General features: G+C 69.6%; 32 protein-coding genes. 25 read left to right on the top strand and 7 right to left on the bottom strand.

Annotation, left to right across the window (positions count from 1 at the left end):
* The first annotated feature begins 57 nt into the window (after window positions 1-57).
* The 5 genes from ABN611_RS01865 (at window position 58) to ABN611_RS01845 (ending at window position 5144) form a co-directional block, all read left to right on the top strand.
* Window positions 58-1050 carry a hydroxyacid dehydrogenase gene (locus ABN611_RS01865; RefSeq protein ID WP_350277982.1) on the top strand — a complete coding sequence of 331 codons (993 nt, stop codon included), beginning with the start codon at window positions 58-60 and terminating at the stop codon, window positions 1048-1050.
* 111 nt (window positions 1051-1161) lie between these two features.
* The gene (locus tag ABN611_RS01860) at window positions 1162-2109 is read left to right on the top strand and encodes an ABC transporter permease subunit (RefSeq protein ID WP_350277981.1); all 948 of its coding nucleotides are present in this window, start codon (window positions 1162-1164) and stop codon (window positions 2107-2109) included.
* Window positions 2106-3026: a carbohydrate ABC transporter permease gene (locus ABN611_RS01855; protein ID WP_350277980.1), complete on the top strand. Its 921-nt coding sequence runs from the start codon at window positions 2106-2108 to the stop codon at window positions 3024-3026. The genes ABN611_RS01860 and ABN611_RS01855 overlap by 4 nt, the downstream gene beginning before the upstream one ends.
* Before the next feature lie 30 nt (window positions 3027-3056).
* Window positions 3057-4613 carry an ABC transporter substrate-binding protein gene (locus tag ABN611_RS01850; RefSeq protein ID WP_350277979.1) on the top strand — a complete coding sequence of 519 codons (1557 nt, stop codon included), beginning with the start codon at window positions 3057-3059 and terminating at the stop codon, window positions 4611-4613.
* A 6-nt stretch (window positions 4614-4619) separates the two neighbouring features.
* On the top strand, window positions 4620-5144 hold the full coding sequence (locus tag ABN611_RS01845) for a LacI family DNA-binding transcriptional regulator (protein WP_350277978.1): 525 nt from the start codon (window positions 4620-4622) through the stop codon (window positions 5142-5144).
* On the opposite strand, the gene ABN611_RS01840 is transcribed toward ABN611_RS01845, so the two are convergent.
* Both ABN611_RS01840 and ABN611_RS01835 read right to left on the bottom strand, forming a co-directional pair.
* Complete coding sequence (locus tag ABN611_RS01840) at window positions 5133-6221, bottom strand: LacI family DNA-binding transcriptional regulator (protein ID WP_350277977.1); 1089 nt, start codon at window positions 6219-6221, stop codon at window positions 5133-5135. The genes ABN611_RS01845 and ABN611_RS01840 overlap by 12 nt on opposite strands.
* On the bottom strand, window positions 6214-7287 hold the full coding sequence (locus ABN611_RS01835) for a LacI family DNA-binding transcriptional regulator (RefSeq protein WP_350277976.1): 1074 nt from the start codon (window positions 7285-7287) through the stop codon (window positions 6214-6216). Before ABN611_RS01835 ends, ABN611_RS01840 begins: the two co-directional genes overlap by 8 nt.
* Before the next feature lie 75 nt (window positions 7288-7362).
* Between ABN611_RS01835 and ABN611_RS01830 the strand changes: the two genes are divergently transcribed.
* Together ABN611_RS01830 and ABN611_RS01825 are read left to right on the top strand one after the other, a co-directional pair.
* Window positions 7363-8103: an alpha/beta hydrolase gene (locus ABN611_RS01830; protein ID WP_350277975.1), complete on the top strand. Its 741-nt coding sequence runs from the start codon at window positions 7363-7365 to the stop codon at window positions 8101-8103.
* 36 nt (window positions 8104-8139) lie between these two features.
* A complete protein-coding gene (locus ABN611_RS01825; protein ID WP_350277974.1) occupies window positions 8140-8613 on the top strand; it encodes a Fur family transcriptional regulator in 474 nt (157 codons plus the stop codon).
* Window positions 8614-8664: 51 nt separating this feature from the next.
* Here ABN611_RS01825 and ABN611_RS01820 read toward each other — a convergent pair whose 3' ends face one another.
* From ABN611_RS01820 to ABN611_RS01810, 3 genes are read right to left on the bottom strand one after another with little or no spacing between them, the layout of a single operon-like run.
* A complete protein-coding gene (locus ABN611_RS01820) occupies window positions 8665-9342 on the bottom strand; it encodes a FadR/GntR family transcriptional regulator (protein ID WP_350277973.1) in 678 nt (225 codons plus the stop codon).
* Window positions 9343-9354: 12 nt separating this feature from the next.
* Window positions 9355-10113: an SDR family oxidoreductase gene (locus tag ABN611_RS01815; protein WP_350277972.1), complete on the bottom strand. Its 759-nt coding sequence runs from the start codon at window positions 10111-10113 to the stop codon at window positions 9355-9357.
* Complete coding sequence (locus tag ABN611_RS01810) at window positions 10110-10970, bottom strand: fumarylacetoacetate hydrolase family protein (RefSeq protein ID WP_350277971.1); 861 nt, start codon at window positions 10968-10970, stop codon at window positions 10110-10112. Before ABN611_RS01810 ends, ABN611_RS01815 begins: the two co-directional genes overlap by 4 nt.
* Before the next feature lie 126 nt (window positions 10971-11096).
* On the opposite strand from ABN611_RS01810, the gene ABN611_RS01805 reads away from it, so the two are divergent.
* From ABN611_RS01805 to ABN611_RS01795, 3 genes are all read left to right on the top strand, one after another.
* Window positions 11097-12056: an aldo/keto reductase gene (locus ABN611_RS01805; protein WP_350277970.1), complete on the top strand. Its 960-nt coding sequence runs from the start codon at window positions 11097-11099 to the stop codon at window positions 12054-12056.
* A 129-nt stretch (window positions 12057-12185) separates the two neighbouring features.
* A complete protein-coding gene (locus ABN611_RS01800; RefSeq protein ID WP_350277969.1) occupies window positions 12186-13238 on the top strand; it encodes a Gfo/Idh/MocA family oxidoreductase in 1053 nt (350 codons plus the stop codon).
* Entirely contained in the window at window positions 13235-14407 is a 1173-nt protein-coding gene (locus ABN611_RS01795; RefSeq protein WP_350277968.1) for a Gfo/Idh/MocA family oxidoreductase, read from the top strand. Before ABN611_RS01800 ends, ABN611_RS01795 begins: the two co-directional genes overlap by 4 nt.
* A gap of 3 nt (window positions 14408-14410) precedes the next feature.
* On the opposite strand, the gene ABN611_RS01790 is transcribed toward ABN611_RS01795, so the two are convergent.
* Window positions 14411-15232, bottom strand: coding sequence for a phytanoyl-CoA dioxygenase family protein (locus ABN611_RS01790; RefSeq protein WP_350277967.1), 822 nt, complete (start codon window positions 15230-15232; stop codon window positions 14411-14413).
* 89 nt (window positions 15233-15321) lie between these two features.
* On the opposite strand from ABN611_RS01790, the gene ABN611_RS01785 reads away from it, so the two are divergent.
* From ABN611_RS01785 to ABN611_RS01715, 15 genes are all read left to right on the top strand, one after another.
* Window positions 15322-16155 (top strand): AraC family transcriptional regulator, encoded by an 834-nt coding sequence (locus tag ABN611_RS01785; protein ID WP_350277966.1) that lies wholly within the window; start codon window positions 15322-15324, stop codon window positions 16153-16155.
* 139 nt (window positions 16156-16294) lie between these two features.
* Window positions 16295-16504 (top strand): DUF6458 family protein, encoded by a 210-nt coding sequence (locus ABN611_RS01780; protein ID WP_350277965.1) that lies wholly within the window; start codon window positions 16295-16297, stop codon window positions 16502-16504.
* A gap of 16 nt (window positions 16505-16520) precedes the next feature.
* Complete coding sequence (locus tag ABN611_RS01775; RefSeq protein ID WP_350277964.1) at window positions 16521-16745, top strand: hypothetical protein; 225 nt, start codon at window positions 16521-16523, stop codon at window positions 16743-16745.
* Between the two features lie 77 nt (window positions 16746-16822).
* The gene (locus ABN611_RS01770) at window positions 16823-17707 is read left to right on the top strand and encodes a hypothetical protein (protein WP_350277963.1); all 885 of its coding nucleotides are present in this window, start codon (window positions 16823-16825) and stop codon (window positions 17705-17707) included.
* 6 nt (window positions 17708-17713) lie between these two features.
* Complete coding sequence (locus ABN611_RS01765; protein ID WP_350277962.1) at window positions 17714-19024, top strand: SRPBCC family protein; 1311 nt, start codon at window positions 17714-17716, stop codon at window positions 19022-19024.
* Window positions 19025-19047: 23 nt separating this feature from the next.
* Entirely contained in the window at window positions 19048-19521 is a 474-nt protein-coding gene (gvpJ, locus tag ABN611_RS01760; protein WP_350277961.1) for a gas vesicle protein GvpJ, read from the top strand.
* Window positions 19518-20288, top strand: coding sequence for a GvpL/GvpF family gas vesicle protein (locus ABN611_RS01755; protein WP_350277960.1), 771 nt, complete (start codon window positions 19518-19520; stop codon window positions 20286-20288). Before gvpJ (ABN611_RS01760) ends, ABN611_RS01755 begins: the two co-directional genes overlap by 4 nt.
* Complete coding sequence (locus ABN611_RS01750; RefSeq protein ID WP_350277959.1) at window positions 20288-20527, top strand: gas vesicle protein GvpG; 240 nt, start codon at window positions 20288-20290, stop codon at window positions 20525-20527. Before ABN611_RS01755 ends, ABN611_RS01750 begins: the two co-directional genes overlap by 1 nt.
* A gap of 1 nt (window position 20528) precedes the next feature.
* A complete protein-coding gene (locus ABN611_RS01745; RefSeq protein ID WP_350277958.1) occupies window positions 20529-20879 on the top strand; it encodes a gas vesicle protein in 351 nt (116 codons plus the stop codon).
* A gap of 10 nt (window positions 20880-20889) precedes the next feature.
* Window positions 20890-21222, top strand: coding sequence for a gas vesicle protein GvpJ (gene gvpJ, locus ABN611_RS01740; protein WP_350277957.1), 333 nt, complete (start codon window positions 20890-20892; stop codon window positions 21220-21222).
* Entirely contained in the window at window positions 21215-21982 is a 768-nt protein-coding gene (locus ABN611_RS01735) for a GvpL/GvpF family gas vesicle protein (protein WP_350277956.1), read from the top strand. Before gvpJ (ABN611_RS01740) ends, ABN611_RS01735 begins: the two co-directional genes overlap by 8 nt.
* Window positions 21979-22167, top strand: a complete 189-nt coding sequence (locus ABN611_RS01730; RefSeq protein ID WP_350277955.1) for a gas vesicle protein — start codon at window positions 21979-21981, stop codon at window positions 22165-22167. The genes ABN611_RS01735 and ABN611_RS01730 overlap by 4 nt, the downstream gene beginning before the upstream one ends.
* On the top strand, window positions 22160-22453 hold the full coding sequence (locus ABN611_RS01725; RefSeq protein WP_350277954.1) for a gas vesicle protein K: 294 nt from the start codon (window positions 22160-22162) through the stop codon (window positions 22451-22453). Before ABN611_RS01730 ends, ABN611_RS01725 begins: the two co-directional genes overlap by 8 nt.
* A 9-nt stretch (window positions 22454-22462) precedes the next feature.
* Entirely contained in the window at window positions 22463-22744 is a 282-nt protein-coding gene (locus ABN611_RS01720; RefSeq protein ID WP_350277953.1) for a hypothetical protein, read from the top strand.
* A gap of 2 nt (window positions 22745-22746) precedes the next feature.
* Entirely contained in the window at window positions 22747-23130 is a 384-nt protein-coding gene (locus ABN611_RS01715; RefSeq protein WP_350277952.1) for a phage holin family protein, read from the top strand.
* 235 nt (window positions 23131-23365) lie between these two features.
* On the opposite strand, the gene ABN611_RS01710 is transcribed toward ABN611_RS01715, so the two are convergent.
* Window positions 23366-23545, bottom strand: a complete 180-nt coding sequence (locus ABN611_RS01710; RefSeq protein ID WP_350277951.1) for a hypothetical protein — start codon at window positions 23543-23545, stop codon at window positions 23366-23368.
* Window positions 23546-24103 lie beyond the last annotated feature (558 nt).

Raw genomic sequence — 24103 nt, 5'->3', positions numbered from 1 at the left:
GCAGAACCACCGTTGCCTGAGAAAGCGCTGTCTGGCGCCGAAGCCCCTGGAGGTACCGTGTCCGATCGACCGTCGGCCGTCGTCGCGATGTCCGCCGTGCACTGGCCGTCGCTGTTCCCGGACCCGATCCGCCGCCGGCTCGGTGAGTTGGTCGCGTACGACCCGGCGGTCATCGTCGAGCGCCTCGACGACCCGCGGCTGGGCGGCCGGCTCGCGGACGCCGAGCTGCTGATCACCGGCTGGGGCAGTCCGGTCATCGACGGACCGGCGCTCGACGCGATGCCGAAGCTCCGTGCCGTCCTGCACGCGGCCGGGAGTGTGAAAGCGCATCTGAGCCCCGAGGTGTGGGAGCGCGGCATCGCGGTGTCCTCGGCCGCGGACGCCAACGCCGTACCGGTGGCGGAGTACGCCCTGGGGGCGATCCTGCTGGCGGGCAAAGGCGCGTTCGGGTTCCGTGAGCGGTACCGCCGGGAGCGCTTCTTCGAGCTGGGACTCATCCACGCGGGCGTCGGGAACTACGGCCGGACGGTGGGCATCATCGGCGCGTCGCGGATCGGCCGCCAGGTGATCGCGCTGCTGCGGCAGTTCGACTTCCACGTGCAGGTGTACGACCCGTACGCCGCCGATCTCGACGTACCCGTCGTCGACCTGCCGACGCTGCTCGCGACCAGCGACGTCGTCAGCGTGCACGCACCCGCCACCGCGGAGACCTACCGGATGCTCGGCCGCGCGGAGCTGGCGCTGATGCCGGACGGCGCCACGCTGGTCAACACCGCGCGCGGCCAGCTCGTCGACACCGAGGCGCTCGCCGACGAGCTGCGGTCGGGGCGGCTCGCGGCCGTCATCGACGTCACCGAACCCGAACCGCTGCCGTCCGGCTCGCCGCTGTACGACCTGCCGAACGCCTTCCTGACGCCGCACATCGCGGGCTCGCACGGCAATGAACTCGCGCGACTCGGCGCCTGCGTCGCGGACGAGCTGGGGCGGTTCCTGGCCGGCGATCCGCTGCGGCACCCGGTCACGCTCGCCGACCTCGAGCGCAGCGCCTGACCGGGCAGGACAACGATTGCTACGGCTCTCAACACTTGACACCCTCCCATTCGCGCCGTTACGTTCACGGCCAGATGGAAAGCGCTTTCTATTCGCAGAAAGGAGATCGCCGTGACTGACCACTCGACCGGGCCCGCAGCGCGCCGCCGTGGCGCGCTGCGCGGCAGCCTGTGGCTGGGTCTGCTGGCGCTGCCCGCCGTGGCGTTCTTCCTGGTGTTCAGCTACGCGCCGATGGCCGGCCTGGTGGTGGCCTTCAAGGAGTTCGACATCAGCAAGGGCATCTTCGGCAGCCCCTGGAACGGCCTGGACAACTTCCGGTACTTCTTCAGCTCGGGCGACGCCGGCCGGATCCTGCTGAACACGCTGCTGCTGAACGTGCTGTTCCTGGCCGCGACGCTGGCGGCGGGCGTGACGCTCGCGATCATGCTGAACGAGCTCCGCGGCCGGTACTTCAAGCGCGTCGCGCAGTCGACGATCTTCTTCCCGTACTTCGTCTCGCCGGTCGTGATCGCGATCATGCTGCAGGTGCTGCTGTCCGGGCCGGCCGGTTCGGGCGGCGCGGTGAACGACGCGCTCGCGGGCTTCGGACTGCCGACCGTCAGCTGGTACACCGAGCCCGGCCCGTGGCCGTGGATCCTCACCGTGGTGAAGGTCTGGCAGCTCGGCGGGTACATGAGCGTGATCTTCCTGGCCGCGATCACCTCGATCCCCGAGGACGTCTACGAGGCCGGGCAGATCGACGGCGCGAGCCGGGCGCAGATGGCGTTCCGGATCACGCTGCCGCTGCTCAAGCCGACGGCCGCGGTACTGCTCGTGCTCGGCGTCGGCCGGATCTTCTACGGCGACTTCGGCACGATCTACGCGATCGTCGGCGACAACGGCACCCTGTTCCCGACCACCGACGTCATCGACACCTACGTCTTCCGCTCGCTGCGCCAGATCGGCGACTTCGGCACCACCGCCGCGATCGGGCTGTTCCAGTCGGTCGTCGGGTTCGTCCTGGTGGCGACGGCGGTGCTGATCCAGCGCCGGTACTCGAAGGAAACGAGCCTGCTGTGACCACTGCCCTTACCTCCAGCCTCGCCACGTCGGCCGCGCGGACGGCGACCCGCCGGCGCCGGCGGCCGGAAGCGTTCACGGTGATCAGCATCATCGGCGTCACGGCGTTCATGCTGATCTGCCTGGTGCCGTTCTGGATGATCGTGTCCGGGTCGTTCACCGACGAGCAGACGCTGGCGACCACCGGCTACAGCCTGATCCCGCGGCCGTTCTCGTTGTCGGCGTACAAGCTGATCTTCACCGGGCCCACGCTGCTCAGCGCATACACCGCCAGCGTGTTCATCACGCTCGTCGGTACGGCGCTCGCGCTCGCGTTCACGTCCGGACTGAGCTGGGTGATCGCCCGCCGGCTGCCGTACGTCAGCCGGCCGCTGTCGGTGTTCGCGTACATCCCGATGCTGTTCACCGGCGGACTCGTCCCGCTCTACCTGCTCGTCACGCAGTACCTGAAACTGCAGAACAGCTACTTCGCGGTCATCCTGCCGTTGCTGGTGGCACCTTTCCTGGTGTTCATCCAGGTGTCGGCGTTCCGGCAGCTGCCGGAGGAGATCCTGGACTCGGCGCGGGTCGACGGTGCCGGGGAGATGCAGATCTTCTTCCGGATCGGGCTGCCGCTGTCGAAGCCGATCCTCGCGGTGGTCGGCCTGTTCTACGCGGTGCACTACTGGAACGAATGGTTCACCGCGCTGCTGTTCATGTCCGAGGTGCACAAGTTCCCGCTCCCGCTGCTGCTGCAGAACCTGATCTCGAACGTGTCGTTCTCGCAGATGCTGCCGACAGCCGCGGAGCAGTCGACGCCGGTCTACCAGCTCCGGCTCGCCCTGACGGTCGTGACCATCGGCCCGATCCTGCTCGCCTATCCCTTCGCGCAGCGCTACTTCGTCAAAGGCATCACTCTCGGAGCCACCAAAGGCTGACGGCTCCCTCCACCACTCTCAGGAGGCATCGTGCCCGCCACTTCTCCAGCCGGTCTCAGCAGGCGCGGCTTTCTGGCCGCGAGCGGCGGCCTGTCCGTCGCGGCCCTTCTCGGCCTGAACGGCTGCGGCGACCCGTCGTCCGGGACCAAGGCGTCCGGCGACACCCTCACCCTGCTGCTGCCCGGCGACGCGCCGACCGGCTGGGACGCCGTGCTCGCGAAGGTGAACGAGAAACTGCGGCAGGACCTCGGGTTCACCATCGCGCCGCAGTTCATCGCCTGGTCGAACTACCAGCAGCAGTCGTTGCTCAAGTTCACCGCCGGCGACAGGTTCGACACCGCGCTCCAGGCGCGCTGGCTGAACATGATCCAGCTGGTCGCGAGCAAGTCGCTGGTCCCGGTCGGCGACCTGATCGGCAAGTACCCGAACCTCAGCAAGTCCCTCGACCCGCAGCTGCTCGAGCAGAACAAGTGGTCGGGAACCCTGTACGGCATCCCGCAGGTGAACTCGGCCGCCCGGTTCCACCACTTCACCGTCCGGCAGGACCTGGCCGACAAGCTCGGCATCGGCGAGATCACCTCGTTCGACCAGCTGGAGAAGTTCTGGTACGACGTGAAGCAGAAGGAGAAGCTCACGCCGGTCGGGATCTCCTCGAACATGCCGAAGCTGCTGGTCGCGTTCGCGCCGGTCGGCTGGCTGAACCAGCACGACTGGGAGAACCCGCACGTCAGCGTGCAGAGCTTCAGCGGCGGCTCGTTCCCGTTCTACCTGGCGCAGGACGGGAAGACCACCGGGTCCGCGAAGCCGATCCCGTTCTGGGAGGCGCCCGGCGTCGTCGACGCGCTCCGCCGGGTCCGCAAGTACTACCTCGACGGCATCATCAACAAGGACGCGCTGAACGTCGACTCGTCGACGATCGGCACCCAGTTCGAGTCCGGCCGGATCGCGTCCCGGTGGGCGATGACCGACGGGCTCTCGTCGCAGTCGCTCGCACCGTTGCGCAAGGCCGTCCCGGCAGCGCGGATCGCGAACGTGCTGCCGATCCGGGGCGGGAAGAACGCGAAGCCGAACCAGACCTTCCAGGCCGACAACTTCGTCGTCCTGAACGCCAAGGGGCAGAGCAACGAGCGCGCCATGCAGCTCGAGGACTGGGTCTCGATCAAGGAGAACCACGACCTGCTCAGCTACGGCGTCGAGGGCAAGGACTGGAAGCCGGTCGGCGCCGACAAGTTCGAGCAGCTCTCGCAGTACGGGTTCCCGGGGTACGCGCTGTGCTGGCGGCAGAAGCTCGAGCTGAAGATCAAGGACATCACGCCGACCGAGGAGGCGTGGTTCGACTGGGCGCAGGACTACGGCAACTTCACCGTCGACCCGTACGCGTCGTTCGTCCCGGACGTGACGCCGGTGAAACGCCAGGACAGCCAGGTCAGCGCGGCGATGACGCAGTACGGCAACCCGCTGTGGATCGGCGCGGTCGACGTCGACAAGGGGCTCGACGCGCTGAAGAAGGCCGTCGACAAGGCCGGACTGGCCGACCTGCACGCGGAGCTCGAGAAGCAGGCGAACGCGTACCTCAAGGGTGAGTGACCGCCGATGACCGCCCCGCGGAGGAAGCTCGCCGTCGTCGCCCGCGAGGCCGGCGTGTCGGTGTCGACGGTGTCGAAGGTACTGCGGGCCTACCCGGACGTCGCGCCCACGACCCGCGCGCGGGTGCGCGAGGTGCTGCGGCGGTTCGGGTATCCCCTGGAGAACCCGGCGGCCGGGGTACGGCGTGACGAATCCGCGCTGGTCGACGTCGTAGTAGCCGGCGCGGGGCGGAGCTGGGCCGGCGAGGTGCTCGCCGGCCTGGCCGAGCGCGTCCGGCAGCCGGGGCTGGCCGTCGTCGTCACGACGGTCAGCCCGGGTACTCCGGTGCCGCGGGTCTGGCTGGAGCAGTTGTTCGCGCGCGGCACCCGGGGCGTGATCGGGCTCGGCGCCGAGTTCACCGACGTACAGCGGGCCTACCTCGCGGCCCACGAGATCCCGTGCGTGCTGGTCGGACCTGACGTCGAGGACGGGGTGGCACAGGCACTCGCGGCGGTCCTGGACGGGTCCGCCCCGCGGTACCTAGCCGGCTGACACGGATCGCTTGACCGAGTTGCGGATCACCACGTGGGTCGTGAAGAGCCGGTGGTCGCCGGTCCAGCCTTCCTGCAGGTGCTGATCGTCGACGGCGATCTGGGCGGCCGTGCGGCCGAGGTCCTCGTACGGGACGTGCACAGTGGTCAGCCGGGGGCGTAGGTCCTGCGCCAGCTCGACGTCGTCGTACCCGACGACCGACAGGTCATCGGGGATGGTCAGGCCCCGCTCGGCGGCCGCGGCGTACACCCCCGCTGCCACGACGTCGGTGGCGGCGAAGACGGCGGTGAAGTCCTGGCCCGCGGTCAGCCGGCGACGAGTCAGTTGATAACCCGACGCACGCGTGAAGACGCCGTGCTCGATCAGCGCCGGCTCGTCCGGTACGCCGAAATCGGACAGCGCCCGGCGATGCCCGGCGAGCCGCTCGTTGCTGGTGCTCTGGCCCTCCGGCCCGGCGAGGAACAGGATGCGCCGGTGGCCCTGCGACAACAGGTGGCTCGTCAGCGCGTAGGCGCCGTCCTCGTTGTCGTACTCGATCACAGCGGCCGGTACGCCGTCACCGAGGGCCGGGCGGCCGCACAGCACGAGCAGGGATCCGGCGGCGTGCAGCGACCGGGCCAGCTCGGTCATCTTCTGCCGGTACTCGGCTGCCCCTTCGACGACACCGCCGATCAGCACGACCGCACCGGCGCGCTGCTCCCGCATCAGCTGGACGAGGGCGAGCTCGCGGTCCGGATCGCCTTGGGTGGTGCCGATCAGGCTCAGCCAGCCCCGCCGTGCGGCCTCCTGCTCGACGCCGTGCGCGGCGTCGGCGAAGGACTGCCCGCGGACGTCGGCGAGGATGAACGCGATCGTCTTCGACCGGGCGCCGGCCGCCAGCGCGCGGGCGTGGGTGTTCGCGGAGTAGTTCAGCTCGCGGACCGCGTTCAGCACCCGCTGCCGAGCCGAACGGGACACCGGGTAGTTGTCCGCCAGGACCCGCGAGACGGTCGCGGGGGAGAGGCCGGCGTGCGCGGCGACGTCGGCCAGCGTCGGGCCGGTGGACGATCGACGGCGTCCCGGCGTCGGCTCAGTCATGATCTCCCCCCGTTCGACTGCACTGCGCAGTGGACGACCTGATGACCACGTGGGTGCCGAGCAACAGGTGCTGGTCGAGCGCGTACTCGTCGCGATGCAGCGCCAGCCGTACGGCGGACCGCCCGAGCTCCTCGTACGGAAGGTGCACCGTCGTCAGCGGCGGGTTCAGGTCGGCGCTGAGCGGGATGTCGTCGTACCCCACCACGGAGACATCCTCCGGCACCCGCACGCCGGCGTCCCGGAGGGCGGCGAGGACGCCGATCGCGACCACGTCGGTCACGGCGACGACGGCCGTCATCCCCGCCTTGCGGTCCAGCAGCAGCCGCGTCTGCCGGTACCCGGACTTGCGGTCGTAGTTGCCGTTGACAATCAACTCGTCGTCGACCGCCAGGCCTCTGCCTGCGTGGGCGTTCAGGAACCCGCTGAGACGTGCGCCGGTCGTCGTGTGCTCGCGTTCGCCGGCGCCGACGAACGCGATCCGCTCGTGGCCCAACGAGATCAGGTAGTCGGTGACGGCGAACGCGCCACCCTCGTTGTCGTACTCGACCACGGTCGCCGGTACGTCCGCGCCGATCGGCGGACGCCCGCACAGCACCAGCCGGGAACCGGCCCGGTCGAGCGAGTGCGCGATCTCGGCCATCCGGCGGGTGTGCTCCGCGGTCCGCAGCCCGCCGCCGACCAGCACCACCGCCTCGGCGCCCTGCTGGCGCATCAGCTCGATCAGCTCGAGCTCGCGCTCGGGGTCGCCGTGATGCGTGCAGACCAGGCACACCCGGCCCTCGGCGGTCGCCTGCAGCTCCACACCTTGGCCGATGTAGGCGAACAGCGGGCCGACGAGGTCGCGGACGATGAACGCGACCGTGCGCGTCGATCCGCCGACCAGCGCCCGGGCCTGGGCGTTGATGACGTAGTCGAGGTCCTGGACGGCGCGCAGTACCCGGGTCCGGGTGGAGGCGCTCACCGGATAGCTGCCGCCGAGGACCCGGGAGACGGTGGTGGCGCTCACGCCGGCGGACGCGGCGACGTCCTTGACGGTCGGCCGTCGGCCGGGAGTCGTTCTGGCCACCTCTGCGGACACCTCCCCGGTATCGAAACTTTCCGTCGTGGCAGCGGATAGAAAACGTTAACTATGCTGCCATTCATGGCGCCCGATGTCGAAACCCTCTACCGCACCGACGTGGGTGCCGGCTCCGGTGCCGCGCTGCTGCTCGTGCACGGCTGGGGCGGGGACTCGCGGTCCTGGGATCCTGTCCGGTTCGGCGAGCGGCGGGTCGTCACGGTCGACCTCCGCGGCCACGGGCGCTCGCCGGTCCCTCGTGAGGGCTACCGTCCGGCGGACTACGCGGCTGATCTCGTCCCGCTGGTGACTGGCATCGCGCCGGTCGTTGCCGTGGGCCACTCGATGGGCGGACAGGTCGTGGTGCGGCTCGCGCTGGATCATCCCGAGCTGGTTCGGGCGGTGGTTGTCGTCGATCCGGCGTACGGCGCGGACGAGGCCGAGGCGGCGACGTTCGAGCCGCGGCTGGCGGCGCTCCGGCGCGACGGCGCCCCGGCCGCCGTACGGCAGCTGGGGCGCCTCGCGGACGACGTACGCGAGCAGTTGTTGCGTACACCGGGACATGTGCTGGCGGACAGCTATGCGGGGATGTACACGGATCCCGGTGCGTTCGGTGCGCGGTCGGCCGCCGCGAAGGTGCTCGCGGGGTTGACCCGGCCGGTGCTCTGCCTCCGGCCGACGCCGTCGATGGCCGAGTGGGACCTGACGTGCGCGCTGCCGCCCGGCTCCCGTGTCGTCGTCTGGGGCGGCGCGAGTCACTTCCTCCATCACGACCGTCCTGAGTCCTTCGCCCGGCTGGTGGAGAGCTGGCTGTCCTCGATTTGATGGACATGGAAACCATGTTCATTTAGGCTTGGCGGTGTGGCGTCGAAAGGGCCGCGGCGGCTGACCGCCGATGACATCGGAGTACGCCGGACGCGCCAGCGGGCCGCGATCCTCGGCGCGCTGAACGGCTGCGCGGACTTCGTGTCGGCGCGGGAGCTGCACCAGTTGCTGCGGTCGGCGGGGGAGCTGATCGGTCTGACCACCGTCTACCGGGCCCTGCACGACCTGGAGCGCGCCGAGCTGGTCGACGTCGTACGGGACGAGTCCGGCGGACGCTTCTACCGGCAGCGTCCGACCGCCCAGCACCAGCACTACCTGATCTGCCGCTGTTGCGGGCTGAGCCGGCCCGTCGACGCCGACGTCGTCGAGCGCTGGGCGGTCCGAATCGCCGACGACTCCGGCTTCACCGACGTCGAACACACCCTCGAACTGGCAGGCATCTGCGCGACCTGCGCGCCCGCCGTCGCCACCGGAGCCCCACCCTGCCGCCGCCCGCCGACGAACTCCTGATGACTGTCGGCAGTCCCAGATTCCTGTCCGCGGTTCCTTGGCGCGGGGGCGCTAAGGTTGCAAGTTGCGCCGGATCCAGTTCTCGATGCCGGCGACGTGGGACAGCGACAGCGCGGCCGCGATGCTGGGCTGCCGCTCCGCGATGGCCAGGGCGATGGCGCGGTGCTCGCGCTGGGTCTGCTCGAAGGAGTCCTCCTGCGTGACCCCGCGCCAGATGCGCGCCTGCTGGGTGCGGCCCGCGACGCTGTCCACGAACGAGCACAGCACCGGGTTGCCCGCGGCCGCCGCGATCCGGTGGTGGAACTCCAGGTCGTTCGCCACCACGTCGCCGACCGGGCTGTCGGCGTCGACAGCCTCGGTCAGCGCGAGCAGCTCCGCCGCTTCCGCGTCGCTCATCAGCAGGGCGGCCTTCTCCGCGGCCATCGGCTCGAGTGCCCGGCGTACCTCGAACAGGTCGAGGATGCTGGAGTCCTGGTGGAAGTCGATGATGAAGCTCATCGTCTCCAGCAGCAGGTCGGGCGTCAGGCTGGTGACGTAGGTGCCGTCACCGCGGCGGACGTCGAGAATGCGCAGCATCGACAACACGCTGACCGCCTCGCGCAGCGGACTGCGCGAGATCCCGAGCTGCTCGGCGAGATCCGCCTCCCGCGGCAGCTTGTCCCCGGGCTTCAACCGGCCGTCGAGAATCATCGCCTTGATCTTCTCGATCGCCACATCGGTCAACGCCATGCCGGTCCTTTCCTACTCCTTCGGCCGCAAGCGCAGGCTAGCCATTCCGCCGTCCACTGCGAGGGCTGTGCCCGTGGTCGAGCCGGAGGTCGGGCCGGCCAGGTAGACGATCGCGAGGGCGACCTCCTCGGCGGAGACCAGGCGTCCGTGCGGCTGGCGGGCGTCCAGCGCGGCCCGCTCGGCCACCGGATCGGGCGCGGCGTCGAGCAGCCGCTGCACCCACGGCGTCGCCGCCGTACCCGGGTTCACGCAGTTGACCCGAACACCTTCGCGGAGGTGATCAGCAGCCATCGCCAGCGTCAGCGACTGCACCGCGCCCTTCGTGGTCGAGTAGAGCGCGCGCTGCGGGATCCCGGTGGTCGCCGCGACCGAGGCCACGTTGACGATCGCCGCGGCCGGCGACTCGCGCAGGTACGGCAGGGCGGCCCTGCTGACCCGGACCGCACCCATCACGTTCACGTCGAAGACCCGGTGCCACTGGTCGTCCGGGTTGTCCTCGACCGTGCCCTGGGCGCCGATGCCCGCATTGTTCACCACCACGTCGATCCGGCCGTACGCCTCGACGGTCTGCTGCACCGCCGTACGCACGCTGCCGTCGTCGGTCACGTCCGCCTTCAGCCCGAGCACACCCTGTGGTGCCCCGCCCGGCTCGAGATCGAACGCCGCGACCCGCGCACCGCGAGCTGCCAGCTCCCGCGCGGTCGCCGCACCGATGCCCGACCCGCCGCCGGTGACGATCGCGACCAAGCCATCGAACTCCTGGACGCTCATCGCGCGGCCTCGAAGGCGACGTACTCCTGGCGCTGGCGGCCCAGGCCGTCGATCTCGACCTCGACGACGTCACCCGGCCGCAGGTACGAGAACCGCCCGGACAGCGCCACGCCCTCCGGCGTCCCCGTCATGATCAGGTCGCCCGGGTCGAGCACCATGTACTGGCTCAGGTGGTGGATCACGGTCGCCACGTCGAAGATCTGGTCGGCGGTGCTGGAGTCCTGCCGCGGCTCGCCGTTCACGAAGCTGCGCAGCCCGAGCTTCTGGTGCTCGACCTCGTCGGGCGTCACGAGCCACGGGCCGACCGGGCTGAACCCGGCGGCGATCTTCCCCTTGCTCCACTGACCGCCGGACTGCTCGAGCTGGAACGCCCGCTCGGACAGGTCGTTGGCCACCACGAAACCGGCCACGTGCTCCAGGCTCTGCGCCGGCGAGTCGAGGTACGACGCCCGCTTGCCGATCACCACGCCGAGCTCGACCTCCCAGTCGGTCTTCGTGCTGCCGCGCGGGATCGTCACCGGGTCGTTCGGGCCGGCCAGCGTGTTCGGCGCCTTGAAGAAGATCACCGGGGTCGACGGCGGCTCGGCGCCGGACTCGGCGGCGTGCGCGGCGTAGTTCATCCCGATGCAGACGATCGCGCCCGGCCGGCCGATCGGCGCTCCGATGCGCAGGCTGCCGGCGTCCTCGACGACCGGCAGCTCACCCGCGGCGAGCGCGGCGGCGGCGCGTGCCGGACCGTCGGACTCCCAGAACGCGCCGTCGAGTTCGGTGGTGAGCCCGGCGAGACTGTGGACGCCGTCGTCCGTGACGACGACCGGCACCTCGGCACCGAGCGGACCCAAGCGGGCGAACTTCATCGCACTACCTCCAGATCGTATCTTTAGCCGCATCGCTGCGGTCAGATCGCGGCCGGGATCCACATTGACAGGCGAAACATATGATGTCTAGCGTGCTGTCCACAGTTCAGACCGCTGGGAGCAGACGTGATCGACGTACCGCGCTTCGGACTCGGGTGTGCGCCGCTCGGCAACCTGTTCCGGCGGTTCTCCGAGCCGGAGGCCGAGGCGATCCTCGAGGCGGCGTGGAGCGCGGGCGTCCGGTACTTCGACACCGCGCCGCACTACGGACTCGGCCTGTCCGAGGAACGCCTCGGCCGGTTCCTGGCGACCAAGCCGCGCGACGAGTACGTCGTCTCGACGAAGGTCGGTCGGCTGCTGCGGGAGGACCCGGCGTGGGACGGCACCGCGCTGGACGCGACCGGATTCGTCGTACCTGCGCGGCTGCGGCGGCAGCTCGACTACTCGGCGTCCGGCGTCCGGGCGTCGGTCGAGGATTCGCTGCAGCGGCTCGGCCTTGATCGGATCGACATCCTCTACGTGCACGACCCGGAGCTGTCCGGTGTCGAGGGCGCGACGGAGTCGGCGCTGACCGCGCTCGCGGAGCTCCGGGCGGAGGGCGTGGCCGGCGCGATCGGCACCGGTTCGCTCGGAGTCGACGCCTTGCTGGCCACGGTCCGGACCGGATTGGCCGACGTCCTGATGGTCGCCAATCGCTACACGCTGCTGGACCAGAGCGTCGTACAGGAGTTGCTGGACGCCTGCGATGCGTACGACGTGCGCATCGTCGCGGCGGCCGTGTTCAACAGCGGGCTGCTCGCGTCCACGCCCCGGCGCGATGCGAAGTACGACTATCAGGACGTGCCGGAGGAGGTCTTCGCCCGGGCGGTCGAGCTCGACCGGATCTGCGCCGAGTACGGCGTCGCGCTGCCGGCGGCCGCTCTGCAGTACCCGTTGCTTGATCCGCGGGTCGTCTCCGTCGTCGCGGGTGCGGCCGCTCCCGAGCAGGTCCAGCAGAACCTGGCGCACTTCGCGGTGCCGATCCCGCCGGAACTCTGGCAGCGACTCAGTGCGCTTGTGCCGGTGCCGTCGACAGCAGGTGGTTGATCCCGCTGGCCGGATGCGGAACCGACGCTTGACAGCCTATGACGCCTGGGGTTGGCTACTACGCGAGATGTGATCGATCACTTTTTCACTGTGCAAGGGAATCTCACGCCGCCGTCGGAAGGAACACCCTTGAAGTCCAGTCGACCCATCCGGTTCGCCGCTGTCGGTCTCGATCACGCCCACATCTTCGGCCAGGTCGCCGGTCTGCTGAAGGCCGGCGCCGAGTTCGCCGGGATGGCCACCGACGACCCGTCGGCCGCGGTCGCGGTGCAGCTGCGCGAGCGCTACCCCGACGTACCGGTCGTCGAGGACCCCGACGAGCTGATCGCCCGGGACGAGATCGACGTGATCGTGACCGCGGCGGTGCCGGACCGGCGCGGACCGATCGCGGTCGCGGCGCTGCGCGCGGGCAAGGACGTCGTCGCCGACAAGCCCGGCTGCGTCACGCTCGCGCAGCTCGAGGACATCGAGAAGGCGATCGCCGAGACCGGGCGGTTCTGGTCGGTGACGTTCTCGGAGCGGTTCGAGGTGCCGTGTGTGATCAAGGCCGGCGAACTGGTCCGCGAGGGCCGGATCGGCACCGTCGTACAGACGCTCGGCGTCGGCCCGCACCGGATCGGGGACCGCGGGCACCTCGGCGGCGCGAACGCCCGTCCGGACTGGTTCTACGACAAGGCGCGGTACGGCGGCATCATCACCGACATCGCCTCGCACCAGATCGATCAGTTCCTGTGGTTCACCGGGTCCCGGACCGCGGAGGTGGTGAGCAGCACGGTCGGCAACTTCGCCAACCCGGACAAGCCGGGGCTGCAGGACTTCGGCGAGGTGCTGCTGCGCAGCGACAACGCCCAGGGGTACGTGCGGGTCGACTGGTACACGCCGGACGGCCTGCCGACCTGGGGTGACGGGCGGCTGACGGTGCTGGGCACGGACGGGTACATCGAGATGCGCAAGTACGTCGACCTCGAAGGGCGGGACGGCGGGAACCACCTGTTCCTGGTGGACCACGAGGGCACGCACTACATCGACTGCTCGGAGGTCGGGGTGACGTACTACGCGGATCTGGTCCGCGACGTGCGGGACCGGACGACGACGGCCGCGCCGCAGGAGCACACGATCGAGACGATGCGGCTGGCGCTGACCGCCCAGCGCGACGCCGCCGTCCGCGGGGCCGCCGAATGACCGACGGCCTGCTCAAGGTCGCGATCGTTGGCTGCGGCAACATCAGCCGCCGGCACGCGGAGGCGTACGCGAGCACCGGCCGCACCGAGCTCGTCGCGACGGCGGACCCGGTCGACGGCAAGGCACGGAAGCTGGCCGACGGGTACGGCGCGACGCCGTACGCGAACGTGACGGAACTGCTGGCGGCGGAGGACCCGGACCTCGTCTCGGTGACGACGCCGCCCGGCAGTCATGCCGGGATCGCGATCGAGATCCTGGCCGCCGGGAAGTCGGTGCTGCTGGAGAAGCCGCCGGTGCTGAGCCTGGCGGAGCTGGACACGGTCGCGAAGGCCGAGCAGGACAGCGCGGGCTCTGTCTACGTGGTGTTCCAGCACCGGCACGGGTCGGGAGGGCTGCGCGCCGCCGACCTGCTCGGCCGCGGGGCGCTCGGCCGTCCGCTGGTCGCCGTGTGCGAGACGTTGTGGTTCCGGCCGCGGAGCTACTTCGACCCGGAGTGGCGCGGTACCTGGATCGGCGAGGGCGGCGGTCCGACGCTCGGGCATGGCATCCACCAGATCGACCTGCTGCTGCACCTGCTCGGACCGTGGCGGACGATCACCGCGACCGCCGTACGGCTGGATCGTCCGGTCGAGTTCGAAGACGTGTCGCTGGCGTCGGTGACCTTCGAGAGCGGTGCGGTGGCGACCGTGATCAACAGCCTGCTGTCGCCGCGGGAGCTGAGCCGGATCCGGATCGACACCACCGGCGGCACGCTCGAGGTGAACCACGTCTACGGGTACTCCGACCAGGACTGGACGTTCCACCCGGCGCCGGACGCCGCGACGGCGGCGGCCCTCGGCCTCGATCCGGGTGTCCGGAAGGCAAACGGTGCCGAGAGCAAGGAACCTGCCGCCGCGGATCCGTGGAGCGCCTCGGCCGGCGACGACCTGCCGAGCAACCACGAGGCCCAGCTCGGCCACCTGGTCGACGACCTGCTGAGTGGACGTCCGCACGAGACCACCCTCGCGGCCACCCGGCCGACGATGGAGTTCGTGACGGCGCTCTACGCCTCGGCGATCACCGGCAAGCCGGTCGACCGCGCCGACCTGACACCCGGGCACCCGTTCTACCAGGCACTGCACGGAGAGACGCCGAAGGACCAACTCAGCAGGTCGTTCCGACCGACCTGACGATCAGTTGAGGACGGGGTTCAGCGGTGACCGGGGGACCTGGCCCGGTTCGGTGCCGGGCATCCAGTTGGCGAGGTCGGCGATCTGGTTGTCGTTGGTCGGGGTGGTCGCGCGGATGTCGGCGTCCAGATAGATGACGGTCATGACGCGGCGCGGTTGCGTGCCGCGGTTGGGGCCGGCGTGGTGGAAGGTCCAGCCGCGGTGGAAGCTGGCGTCGCCGAGCGCGAACGGTTCGACGACGTCGTCGAAGTGCTGCTCCGCGACGGCGGCCTGCAACCGTTCCTCGGACTCGTCGGAGATCGGGAGGTCGCGGCCGAACGCGAAGTTGTGGCTGCCGCGCGCGAACGCGAGCGGGCCCATCTCCAGCGGCGTCTCCTGCAACGGCAGCCAGATCGTCACGCACCGGTCGGACGACAGCGGCCAGTAGTACTGGTCGGCGTGCCACGGGGTGATGCCGCCGCTCGGCTCCTTGTACAACGCCTGGTCGTGGTAGAGCCGGACGGCGTGCACGCCGAGCAGCGCGGCGGCGATCCCGGCCAGCCGGCGGGAGAACACGAGCTCCTTGACCTTCGCGTTCTGCTGCCACAGGTTCGTCACCTGCAGGAACGCCTTGCCGTACGTGTCGCGTTCGGCCAGCGGCAGGTGCTGGGTGTTCAGCCGGATCACCTCGGAGGTGATCGTCGGCTCGTACTCCGCGATCGTTTCCGGGCTCAGCACCCCGGTGAGGTGCACGAACCCGTCGCGGTTGAAGTCGGCGGTCGCGGTCGGCGGCAGTCCGTCGTACGGCGTGGCGAGCTCGTCGGCGGCGGTGGTCGTGATCGTCATGCCGACCACGATCCCAACCGGGACGCGTACGACGCTACGCCGCTGATGACCGGTTCCGGTACTCAGTTGTCCGCGTAGCATCGCGGGGTATGAAGCCGCGCTACGAACGGCCGGGAGTTCCCGGCGGTACGACGTTCACGTGCTTCACGCGCCGGGAAGCAGGGTTTGCCTTCGCCTGGCATTTCCACCGCGAGTACGAACTCACGTTGATCACCGGCGGATCCGGTACGAGGTATGTGGGTACCACCGTCGAGCGGTACATCCCGGGCGACCTGGTCCTGCTCGGCCCGGAGCTGCCGCACACGTACGCGTCCGACGAGCAGTCCGAGGCCGCGGTCACGCAGTTCCGGCACGACTTCCTCGGCGAGGGCTTCTTCGAGCTCCCGCAGTTCCGCGCAGTCCAGAGTCTGCTGAGCCGTTCGGCCCGCGGGCTGTACTTCGCGGACGCCGCGCCGGAGCTGCACGCGGACATCGCCCGGCTTCCCGCTCTCGAGCCGGCGACCCAGACGCTGCGGCTGCTCGACGTACTGCATCGTCTTGCCGACACCGCCTCGACGCCGGTGACCGGTCCCGGGTACGCCGCCGCGCCGAGTACCGCCGTACGGGATCGGGTCGATGTCGTGTGCCGGTATCTCCAGCAGGCGCACACCGAGCCGGTGCTGCTTGACGATGTCGCCGGGCTCGTGCACATGACGCCGACGTCGTTCAGCCGGTTCTTCCGCCGTGCCATCGGGTGCACGCTCACCGACTACGTCAATCAGCTCCGGATCGAGACGGCCTGCCTGCTGCTCACCACCACCTCGCTGCCGGTCACCGAGATCGCCGCGCGCAGCGGCTACCGCAACCTCGCGAACTTCAACCGGCGCTTCCGCGAGCTGAAGGCGCTGCGTCCGACGCAGTACCGCGCCGCCCATTTGAAATGATCGTTTGGTTGAACCGCTGCGTATCGCGGTCAATTCTTCGCGCAAAGTAGGGCCGGGGCTGATCGTTTTACCGCATCCGGCGCGGGTACCGCGTGATTGTTGTCATTTACGGAACGGGGCGGGTCACGAGGAGGAACCCATGGGAATCGGAATGTCTGTTTTCCTGCTCGCCGTGGGCGGAATTCTGGCCTTCGGTGTGTCGGACCGGCTCAGCGGCGTCGACCTGACCGTCGTCGGGTACGTGCTGATGGGCGCCGGGGCGATCGGTCTCGCGGTCGCGCTGATGTTCGCCAACCAGCGCCGGACGACGCACACGGCCGTCCACGAACGTCGCGACATCCACGACTGACGCGCCGGGAGTGAAGATGGCCGAAGCGCGGAAACCCCAGGCCCGCGAGCTGTTGCTCGACGCCCTGCTCGACAAGGTGGCGGAAGACCGCTTCCCGTCGATCTCGATGCTGGACCTGATCGAGTCGCTGCTGCGGCCCGACGAGGTGCAGATCTACGTCCGGCTGCTGCTGCGCAAGGTACGCCGCGAGAAGTACCCCAGCCTGCCCGTCCTGCGCCGGATCGCCGCACTCGCCGAGTGATCCGGCCGCACCGACCGGTCGTTGCCACAGGCCACCCGGACCGAACTCCGGGGGCCGTACCAGTGTGAGGGAGAATTATGAACACCACCGCAAAGGTGGCGGCCGCCGTCGCGAGCGGATATCTGCTCGGCCGCACCAAGAAATTGCGGCTGGCAATCACCGTCGGGGGATTGCTGGCCGGTAAGCGGATTGCGACCGATCCACGCGCGATCGCGCAGCAACTCGCGACCCTGGCGGAGAAGAATCCCGAGCTCGCCAAGCTGTCCGACCAGGTCCGGGGCAAACTGGTCACGGCCGGCCGGGAGGCGGCGGTGGCCGCCGCGAGCAACCGGCTGAACCGGGTGAGTGACTCGATCCGGGACCGGACCGACCGGTTGCTGTCGTCGGGCAGCGAGTCGGAGGAGTCCGGCGGCGGAGCGGACGAGGCCGAGGAAGAGCGGCCGCGGCGGCGCCGTCGGCCGGGACGCCGTACCGTCACTGCTCGTCGCGAAGGACGCCGCTCGAGCGCGGATAGCTCCGGGCGCGACGACAGCGACCAGGACGAGGCCGAGCAGGACGAGGCTGAGCAGGACGAGTCCCAGCGGGACGAGGCCGAGCGGGACGAGCGCCGGCGGGGCTCGCGGCGCGGGTCGTCCTCCGGTGACGGGCCGGGACGCGGTGGTTCGCGTCGTACGGCGAAGAAGACGGCGGCGAAGGCCGCGAGCAGCGGTGGTACGAGCACCGGTACGCGGAAGGCGCCCGCCAAGAAGGCGGCGACCTCGAAGCGGACCGCGAAGTCGACCGCGAAGAAGGCTCCCGCGAAGAAGAGCGCGGCGAAGAAGAGCGCGCCGCCGCGGAAGACGGCCGCCAAGAAGACCGCGGCGAAGAAGAGCGCCGCCAAGAAGACCACTGCGAAGAAGACCGCGGCCAAGAAGAGCACCAGCGGGTCTCAGGGCGGGTCCTCGGCGCGGAAGCGCGGGTGACCGGCGATGGCCGAACGATCGCGCAGCGAGGAGCAGAACGGGGGCCGGTCGATCCTCGACGAGCTGCCCGTCGACCGGTTGAAGAGCGAGCTCCAGGACGCGCTCTCGGCCGCGGCGGAGCGGACGGCGGAGGTCGCGTCGGACAAGATCTCCGGCCTGGCCGAGCGGCTGACCGACATGGCGGCCAACGGCGGGGTCACCGGTAAGGCCCTGGCCGAAGGGGGCAAGGCGGCGGCCACCGGCGGGTCCCCGTTGCTGGGTGCGTTGAAGGGCGGAGTGATGGGTGCGAAGGACAAGGCTGTCGAGGCGCTGGGCGGGGGATCCGGCAGTGGGGGCCAGAAGAATCCGCTCAAGGCGACCACGATCATCGAGTCGATCGACGTCGGCGTGCCGATCGAGGTCGCGTACAACCAGTGGACCCAGTTCCAGGACTTCTCCGGGTTCATGAAGAAGGTCGAGCGGGTCGAGCAGGAGACCGACGAGAAGCTCGAGTTCAAGGCGAAGATCCTCTGGTCGCACCGGACCTGGGAGGCGACCATCCTCGAGCAGGTGCCGGAGGACAAGATCGTCTGGCGCTCGAAGGGCGAGAAGGGCCACGTCGACGGGACCGTGACGTTCCACGAGCTGGCCGCCAACCTGACCCGGATCATCGTGGTCCTCGAGTACTACCCGCAGGGGCTGTTCGAGCGGGTCGGGAACATCTGGCGCGCACAGGGGCGGCGGACCCGGGTCGAGCTGAAGCACTTCCAGCGGCATGTGATGACGCGGGTCGTGCTGCACCCGGACGAGGTCGAGGGCTGGCGCGGCGAGATCCACGGCGGCGAGGCCGAAGAGTCCGAGGAGTCCGAGGACGAGTACGACGAGGACGAAGAAGCCGAGGACGAAGAGCCCGAGGACGAGTACGAGGACGAGGACGAGTACGGCGACGAGGAGTACGAGGACGAGGGTGACGAGGAAGCGGAGCCTGAGGACGAGTACGAGGAAGAGGAAGAGCCGGAGTCCGAGGACGAGTACGACGAGGAAGAAGAGCCCGAGGACGAAGAGCCCGAGGACGAGTACGAGGACGAAGACGAGTACGGCGACGAGGAGTACGAGGACGAGGGCGACGAGGAAGTAGAGCCTGAGGACGAGTACGAGGAAGACGAGGAGCCGGAGTCCGAGGACGAGTACGACGAGGAAGAAGAACCCGAGGACGAGTACGCCGACGAGGAAGAAGAGCCCGAGGGCGACGAGGACGAGTACGGCGACGAGTACGAGGACGAAGAGTACGAGGACGAGGAAGAACCCGAGGAGCGGCCGCGTCGCCGCGCGAGCTGAGCAGTCGACTGGAAGGTGAACCCATGACCATCGCGGCCACTGGCCCACGTCGCTCCGGAGGCTATCTGGAGCGGCCGGCACCGAGCAGTCTCGCGGACGTCATCGACAGCATCCTGGACAAGGGCCTGGTGATCGACGCCTACGTCCGGGTCTCGCTGGTCGGCATCGAACTGCTGACCATCGACGCCCGGATCGTCGTCGCGAGCGTCGACACCTATCTGCGCTTCGCGGAGGCGACCAACCGGCTGGACCTGTACGAGAAGGGCAAGGACCTCCCGGACGTGGTCTCGGAGATCACCGAGGGCGGCGCGGCGGGCAAGTCCAAGGGGCTGCTGAGCGGCGCGAAGGAGGCCCTGCTCGGCTCGGACGAGGACCGCGACGAGGACCGGCGGCGCCGGGACGAGGACGAAGAGGACGAGGCCGAGTACGAGGAGGCCCGGCCGCGCCGCCGGCCGGCCAAGAAGGCCGCGGCTCGTCGCCGGAGGAGTGAAGGGTGAGCGTCACCACGCCACGCGACGTCGGCCTCGGCTGCTACCTGTACGGCATCGCAGCCGCCGACGTCGTCGTACCGGCTGAGCTCGTCGGCGTCGACGAGCAGCCGGTGGTGCTGATCCCGCACGGCGACATCGCCGCCGTCACCAGCCCGTTGCCCGCGGAGAGCACGCTGGCGGGCCGTGCCGAGCTGATGGCGCACAGCCACGTGCTCGACGCGATCGCGACGGCGGGACCTGTTGTTCCCGTGCGGTTCGGCTCCGTGCTGCAGAGTGTCGACGCGGTCGCGCACGAGCTGCTGGAGCCGCGGCACGACGAGTTCCGGGCGATGCTGGGCGAGCTCGCGGGCCATGCGCAGTTCACGGTCCGGGCGCGGTACGACGAGCAGCAGATCCTGACCGAGGTCGTCGCGGAGAACGCCGACATCGCGCAGCTGCGGGCCGTGACCCGCGAACGGCCCGACGCGTCGTCGTACGGCGAGCGGGTACTGCTGGGCGAGCTGGTGGCTCGCGCGCTCGAGGCGAAGAGCGTCGAGGACGGGCGCCGCCTGCTCACCGAGCTCGAGCGGTACGCGACGGCGGTGAACGTCCGGGAGAGCGCCGGGCTGGACCGGCTGCTCGACGTGGCGCTGCTCGTCGAGGACAAGCGCCGTACCGCGTTCGAGGACGCGGTGGAGGCGCTGGCGGCGGAATTCGCCGGGCGGGCGCGGTTGAAGCTGATCGGACCGACGGCGCCGTACGACTTCGTGGACGCGGAGGAGCGATGGGCCTGATGACGAACCTGCTGACGCTGCCGCTCGCGCCGGTGCGGATGACGGTCGCGCTGGCCGAGCAGATCCGGCGCCAGGCCGAGAGCGAGTACTACGACCCCGCCCGGATCCGCCGGCAGCTCGAACAGGTCGAGGCCTTGCGGGAGTCCGGCGAGCTCGACCCGGACGAGGCGGCCGCGGCCGAGGAGGAACTGCTCGCCCGGCTGCTGGCCGCGAACGAGCGGCAGCGTTGGGAGGCCTGACATGGCCACACCGAGAAAGACCACAGCGAAGAAGAGTGCGCCTGTCAAGAAGGCGACCGCTACCAGGACGAGGTCGCCGAACGGGCAGCACGCTCCGGCGAAGTCGTTGCGGGCCGTCGCCGTCACGGCCGCGCGGGAACTCGCGCAGCTGATCGGGCAGGTCCCCGAGGGGATCATCGGCGTCGAGCAGCAGGACGACGGCTGGCGTGTACAGGTCGAGGTCGTCGAGTCGCACCGGATCCCGGAGACGACCGACATCCTCGCCGTGTACGAGGTCGACGTCGACCACGACGGCGACGTGATCAGCTACCGGCGGGCGGACCGCTACGTCCGCGGACGGATCCAGGACTGAGGGAGTCGCGATGACCGAACCGACGATCGCGCAGCGCCGCACGGGCCTGGACCGCTACGGTCTGGCCGGCGCCGCGCCACGCCCGGAAGGCCTCGCGGACATCCTCGAGCGGGTACTCGACAAGGGCATCATCATCGCCGGCGACATCCGGGTGAACCTGCTCGACATCGAGCTGCTGACCGTGAAGATCCGGCTGCTCGTGGTCTCGGTCGACAAGGCGATGGAGATGGGCATCGACTGGTGGCGACACGACCCGATGCTGTCGGCCGACGCCAAGGAGCTCGCGGACGAGAACCGCAAGCTCCGCGAGCGGGTCGAGCAACTGGAGCGCGGCGATGAGTGAGACCGGTACCTACGTCTACGCGGTCGGCCGGCACCTCGACGAGGAGCTGCTGACCCGGCTCGTCGGGGTCGGCGACGCGCCGGTCCGGATGATCAGCCACCGCGACCTGGACATCGTGGTCAGCACCGTCGACCTGGACGAGTTCGGCGAGACGGCGCTACGGACCAACCTGGAAAGCCTGCCCTGGGTGGAGAAGACCGCCCGGCGGCACGACGAGATCGTCCGGCGCGCGGCCGCGCTCACCACCGCCCTGGCGCCGTTCCGGCTCGTCACGATCTACCGGTCGGACGACGCCGCGCGGGCCCGGATCGAAGAGTTGTACGACGACCTCACGCCGGCGCTCGACCGGATCGACCGGCGCAGCGAGTGGAGCGTGAAGGCCTTCAACCGGATGCGGACCCCGACGCCGGCCGCGGTCGAGGCGGAGGCGCCGTCGTCCGGCGTCGCGTACCTGCAGCGCCGCCGCGCCGAGCTCCGCAGCCGGCAGGAGGTCGCCGCGGACCAGGAGATGCTCGCCGAGCAGCTGCTGCGGGACCTGGTACCGGCGACGGCCGCGACCCGGCGGCTCGCGCCGCAGGACCAGCGGCTGACCGGGCGCGCGGAGAGCATGGCGCTGAACGCGGCGTTCCTCGTCGACGACGACCGCAGTACCGAGTTCTTCGAGCTGGTCAACGAGTTGCGGTCCCGGTACCCGTCGTTCGACGTCGAGCTGGACGGGCCCTGGCCGCCGTACTCGTTCGCCGTACTGGACAAGCCATGACCGTGCAGACCGCGACCACCGTCGCCACCGAGCCCAGCCTCGTCGACCTGCTCGACCGGCTGCTGGGCAAAGGCGTCGTCATCACCGGCGACGTCGTGATCTCGCTGGCCGAGGTCGACCTGGTGCGGATCCAGCTGTCAGCGGTGATCGCCTCGGTGCGTGAGGAGATGACCTCCGATGGTTGAGCCGCTGGTACCGCTCACCGAGCGGATCGACGCGAACGCGGACACGGTCGAACGCGAGCTCTTCAAGCTGGTGCTGACGATCGTGGAACTCGTCCGCCAGCTGATGGAACGCCAGGCCATCCGCCGGATGGACCAGGGCGACCTGAGTACGGCGCAGGTCGAGGAGCTCGGGCTCGGGCTGATGCGGCTCGAGGAAGCCATGACGGCGCTGCGCGAGCAGTTCGGTCTGAGTACGTCGGACCTCAACATCGACCTCGGTCCGTTGGGTTCGCTGTTGTCCGAGTAGGTGATCGAGATGAAGGTTTTCCGAGGGATCGGTGCGGCGTTGGTGTGGGTGCTCGCCACGGTGGTGATGCTCGTCGCCGCGGTGCTGTGCATCACCGTGGTCCTGCTGCCGTTGGGCATCCCACTGATGGCGCTCGGCCTGCGGCTGTACGGGTACGGCGTACAGCTGATGATTCCGCGCCCGAAACCGGCCAAGCAGCTGAAGTCGGTGAAGCGGATGAAGCCGGTCAAGCGAAGCAAGAAGGCCGGGCGAAAGGCCCGCAAGCGCCTGGCCGGCGTGTTCGGAGGCTGATCATGAAACTGCTGATGAGACTGATCGTCAACGCGATCGCACTAGCCGCGGCAGCGTGGCTGCTGAACGACATCACCGTGAGCGGCACAAGTACCACCCGCCGGGTGATCACCCTGTTGGTGGTGGCGGCAATCTTCGGCCTGGTCAACGCACTGGTCAAACCCCTGGCGACAATCCTGTCGCTCCCATTCATAGTGCTGACACTGGGCCTACTGATCTTCGTCATCAACGCACTGATGCTCCTACTGACCTCCTGGATCAGCGACGGCCTGGACATCCCCTTCCAGGTAGAAGGCTTCGGCACAGCCCTCCTAGGCGCCCTGATCATCACAGTAGTCAGCTGGCTGATAAACGTAATCCTGCCCGACAAACTGGAAGCCGACTGAACACCGCACACCGACGCTTCGCCCCCAAAGCCGGCCCACTATCGCCGACTCACCCCGCGAAGCCGACTCACCACCGCCGACTCCAGCCGCGGACGCGACTCAGCAACGCCGGTCTCAGCCGCCGAGCCGGCTCAGCAACGCCGGCTCCGGCCGCGGGGGTAAACGTCGAGTCCAGCCGCGGAGGCGACTGAGCGCCGCCGGATTCATCCCCGGAGGGGACCGAGCTCGCCCGGGTTCAGCCGCGGAGGGCGCGTTCGAGTTCGTCGCGCCCCATCTTGGAGCGCCCGGGAATGCCACGTTTCTGAGCTTCCCGGTACAGCTCCTGACGAGTCTTCGGCTCAGACCCACCGGACCGCTTGCGCTGCGCGACCGCAGCACCCTGCTTGCCCAACGCCGTACGCGTCTCCTTCGGCATACTCGCAATCGACTTCTGCGAACTAGCCGCCTTAGCCGCCTTACGAACATTCTTCCGCGCAGCCGACTTCTGCTTCTCGGTAGCCATACCCGCCCGGTTCCCCTCCCCACCCCACACAAGCAACCAAACAGACTCCCAGCTCAGTCCGACAGATCCAGGCAGGGCGGGCAGGTACGGCGGGCAGGTACGGCGGGCAGGTACGGCGGGCAGGTACGGCGGGCAGGTACGGCGGGCAGGTACGGCGGGGAAGTACGGCGGGCAGGTACGGCACGCTGACGGCAGGTCCCCAGGCCTCACGCCGGGCGCCTAGCCGATTGCCAGGACGAGACCCGGCCTTCGAGCTTGGCTGCACTCGGCCTGGCCGAGGGCAGCCCGGCGCGAAGCACCCCTCCGGTACCCGCCCGCCCAGCCGCCGACACCGCGCCAAAGGGCCGAAACGCCCCGAATCCCCCGCTGCTGTTGGTTTCCGCACCACTGAGACCGACGCTCCGTAGGCGCCCGATGCAGACGGTGGGTGTGGTGCCGGGACAGCCAAGAGCTCAGGTCGGCACGTCCGGG

The sequence above is a fragment of the Kribbella sp. HUAS MG21 genome (assembly GCF_040254265.1).
In the GTDB taxonomy this organism is placed as follows: Bacteria; Actinomycetota; Actinomycetes; order Propionibacteriales; family Kribbellaceae; genus Kribbella.
Note: the sequence above shows the minus strand (reverse complement) of the source record. Positions and strands in the feature narration are given on the sequence as shown.

Bases quoted from the DNA above. Each gene is read 5' to 3' on its own strand.
- ABN611_RS01735 (WP_350277956.1), top strand. From the start codon at position 21,215: ATGAGTGAGACCGGTACCTACGTCTACGCGGTCGGCCGGCACCTCGAC.
- gvpJ (WP_350277957.1), top strand. From the start codon at position 20,890: ATGACCGAACCGACGATCGCGCAGCGCCGCACGGGCCTGGACCGCTAC.
- ABN611_RS01725 (WP_350277954.1), top strand. From the start codon at position 22,160: ATGGTTGAGCCGCTGGTACCGCTCACCGAGCGGATCGACGCGAACGCG.
- ABN611_RS01770 (WP_350277963.1), top strand. From the start codon at position 16,823: ATGAACACCACCGCAAAGGTGGCGGCCGCCGTCGCGAGCGGATATCTG.
- ABN611_RS01720 (WP_350277953.1), top strand. From the start codon at position 22,463: ATGAAGGTTTTCCGAGGGATCGGTGCGGCGTTGGTGTGGGTGCTCGCC.
- ABN611_RS01790 (WP_350277967.1), bottom strand. From the start codon at position 15,232: ATGACGATCACGACCACCGCCGCCGACGAGCTCGCCACGCCGTACGAC.
- ABN611_RS01815 (WP_350277972.1), bottom strand. From the start codon at position 10,113: ATGAGCGTCCAGGAGTTCGATGGCTTGGTCGCGATCGTCACCGGCGGC.
- ABN611_RS01845 (WP_350277978.1), top strand. From the start codon at position 4,620: ATGACCGCCCCGCGGAGGAAGCTCGCCGTCGTCGCCCGCGAGGCCGGC.
- ABN611_RS01820 (WP_350277973.1), bottom strand. From the start codon at position 9,342: ATGGCGTTGACCGATGTGGCGATCGAGAAGATCAAGGCGATGATTCTC.
- ABN611_RS01745 (WP_350277958.1), top strand. From the start codon at position 20,529: ATGGCCACACCGAGAAAGACCACAGCGAAGAAGAGTGCGCCTGTCAAG.
- gvpJ (WP_350277961.1), top strand. From the start codon at position 19,048: ATGACCATCGCGGCCACTGGCCCACGTCGCTCCGGAGGCTATCTGGAG.
- ABN611_RS01830 (WP_350277975.1), top strand. From the start codon at position 7,363: ATGGCGCCCGATGTCGAAACCCTCTACCGCACCGACGTGGGTGCCGGC.
- ABN611_RS01810 (WP_350277971.1), bottom strand. From the start codon at position 10,970: ATGAAGTTCGCCCGCTTGGGTCCGCTCGGTGCCGAGGTGCCGGTCGTC.
- ABN611_RS01710 (WP_350277951.1), bottom strand. From the start codon at position 23,545: ATGCCGAAGGAGACGCGTACGGCGTTGGGCAAGCAGGGTGCTGCGGTC.
- ABN611_RS01715 (WP_350277952.1), top strand. From the start codon at position 22,747: ATGAAACTGCTGATGAGACTGATCGTCAACGCGATCGCACTAGCCGCG.
- ABN611_RS01795 (WP_350277968.1), top strand. From the start codon at position 13,235: ATGACCGACGGCCTGCTCAAGGTCGCGATCGTTGGCTGCGGCAACATC.
- ABN611_RS01785 (WP_350277966.1), top strand. From the start codon at position 15,322: ATGAAGCCGCGCTACGAACGGCCGGGAGTTCCCGGCGGTACGACGTTC.
- ABN611_RS01730 (WP_350277955.1), top strand. From the start codon at position 21,979: ATGACCGTGCAGACCGCGACCACCGTCGCCACCGAGCCCAGCCTCGTC.
- ABN611_RS01775 (WP_350277964.1), top strand. From the start codon at position 16,521: ATGGCCGAAGCGCGGAAACCCCAGGCCCGCGAGCTGTTGCTCGACGCC.
- ABN611_RS01840 (WP_350277977.1), bottom strand. From the start codon at position 6,221: ATGACTGAGCCGACGCCGGGACGCCGTCGATCGTCCACCGGCCCGACG.
- ABN611_RS01750 (WP_350277959.1), top strand. From the start codon at position 20,288: ATGACGAACCTGCTGACGCTGCCGCTCGCGCCGGTGCGGATGACGGTC.
- ABN611_RS01765 (WP_350277962.1), top strand. From the start codon at position 17,714: ATGGCCGAACGATCGCGCAGCGAGGAGCAGAACGGGGGCCGGTCGATC.
- ABN611_RS01780 (WP_350277965.1), top strand. From the start codon at position 16,295: ATGGGAATCGGAATGTCTGTTTTCCTGCTCGCCGTGGGCGGAATTCTG.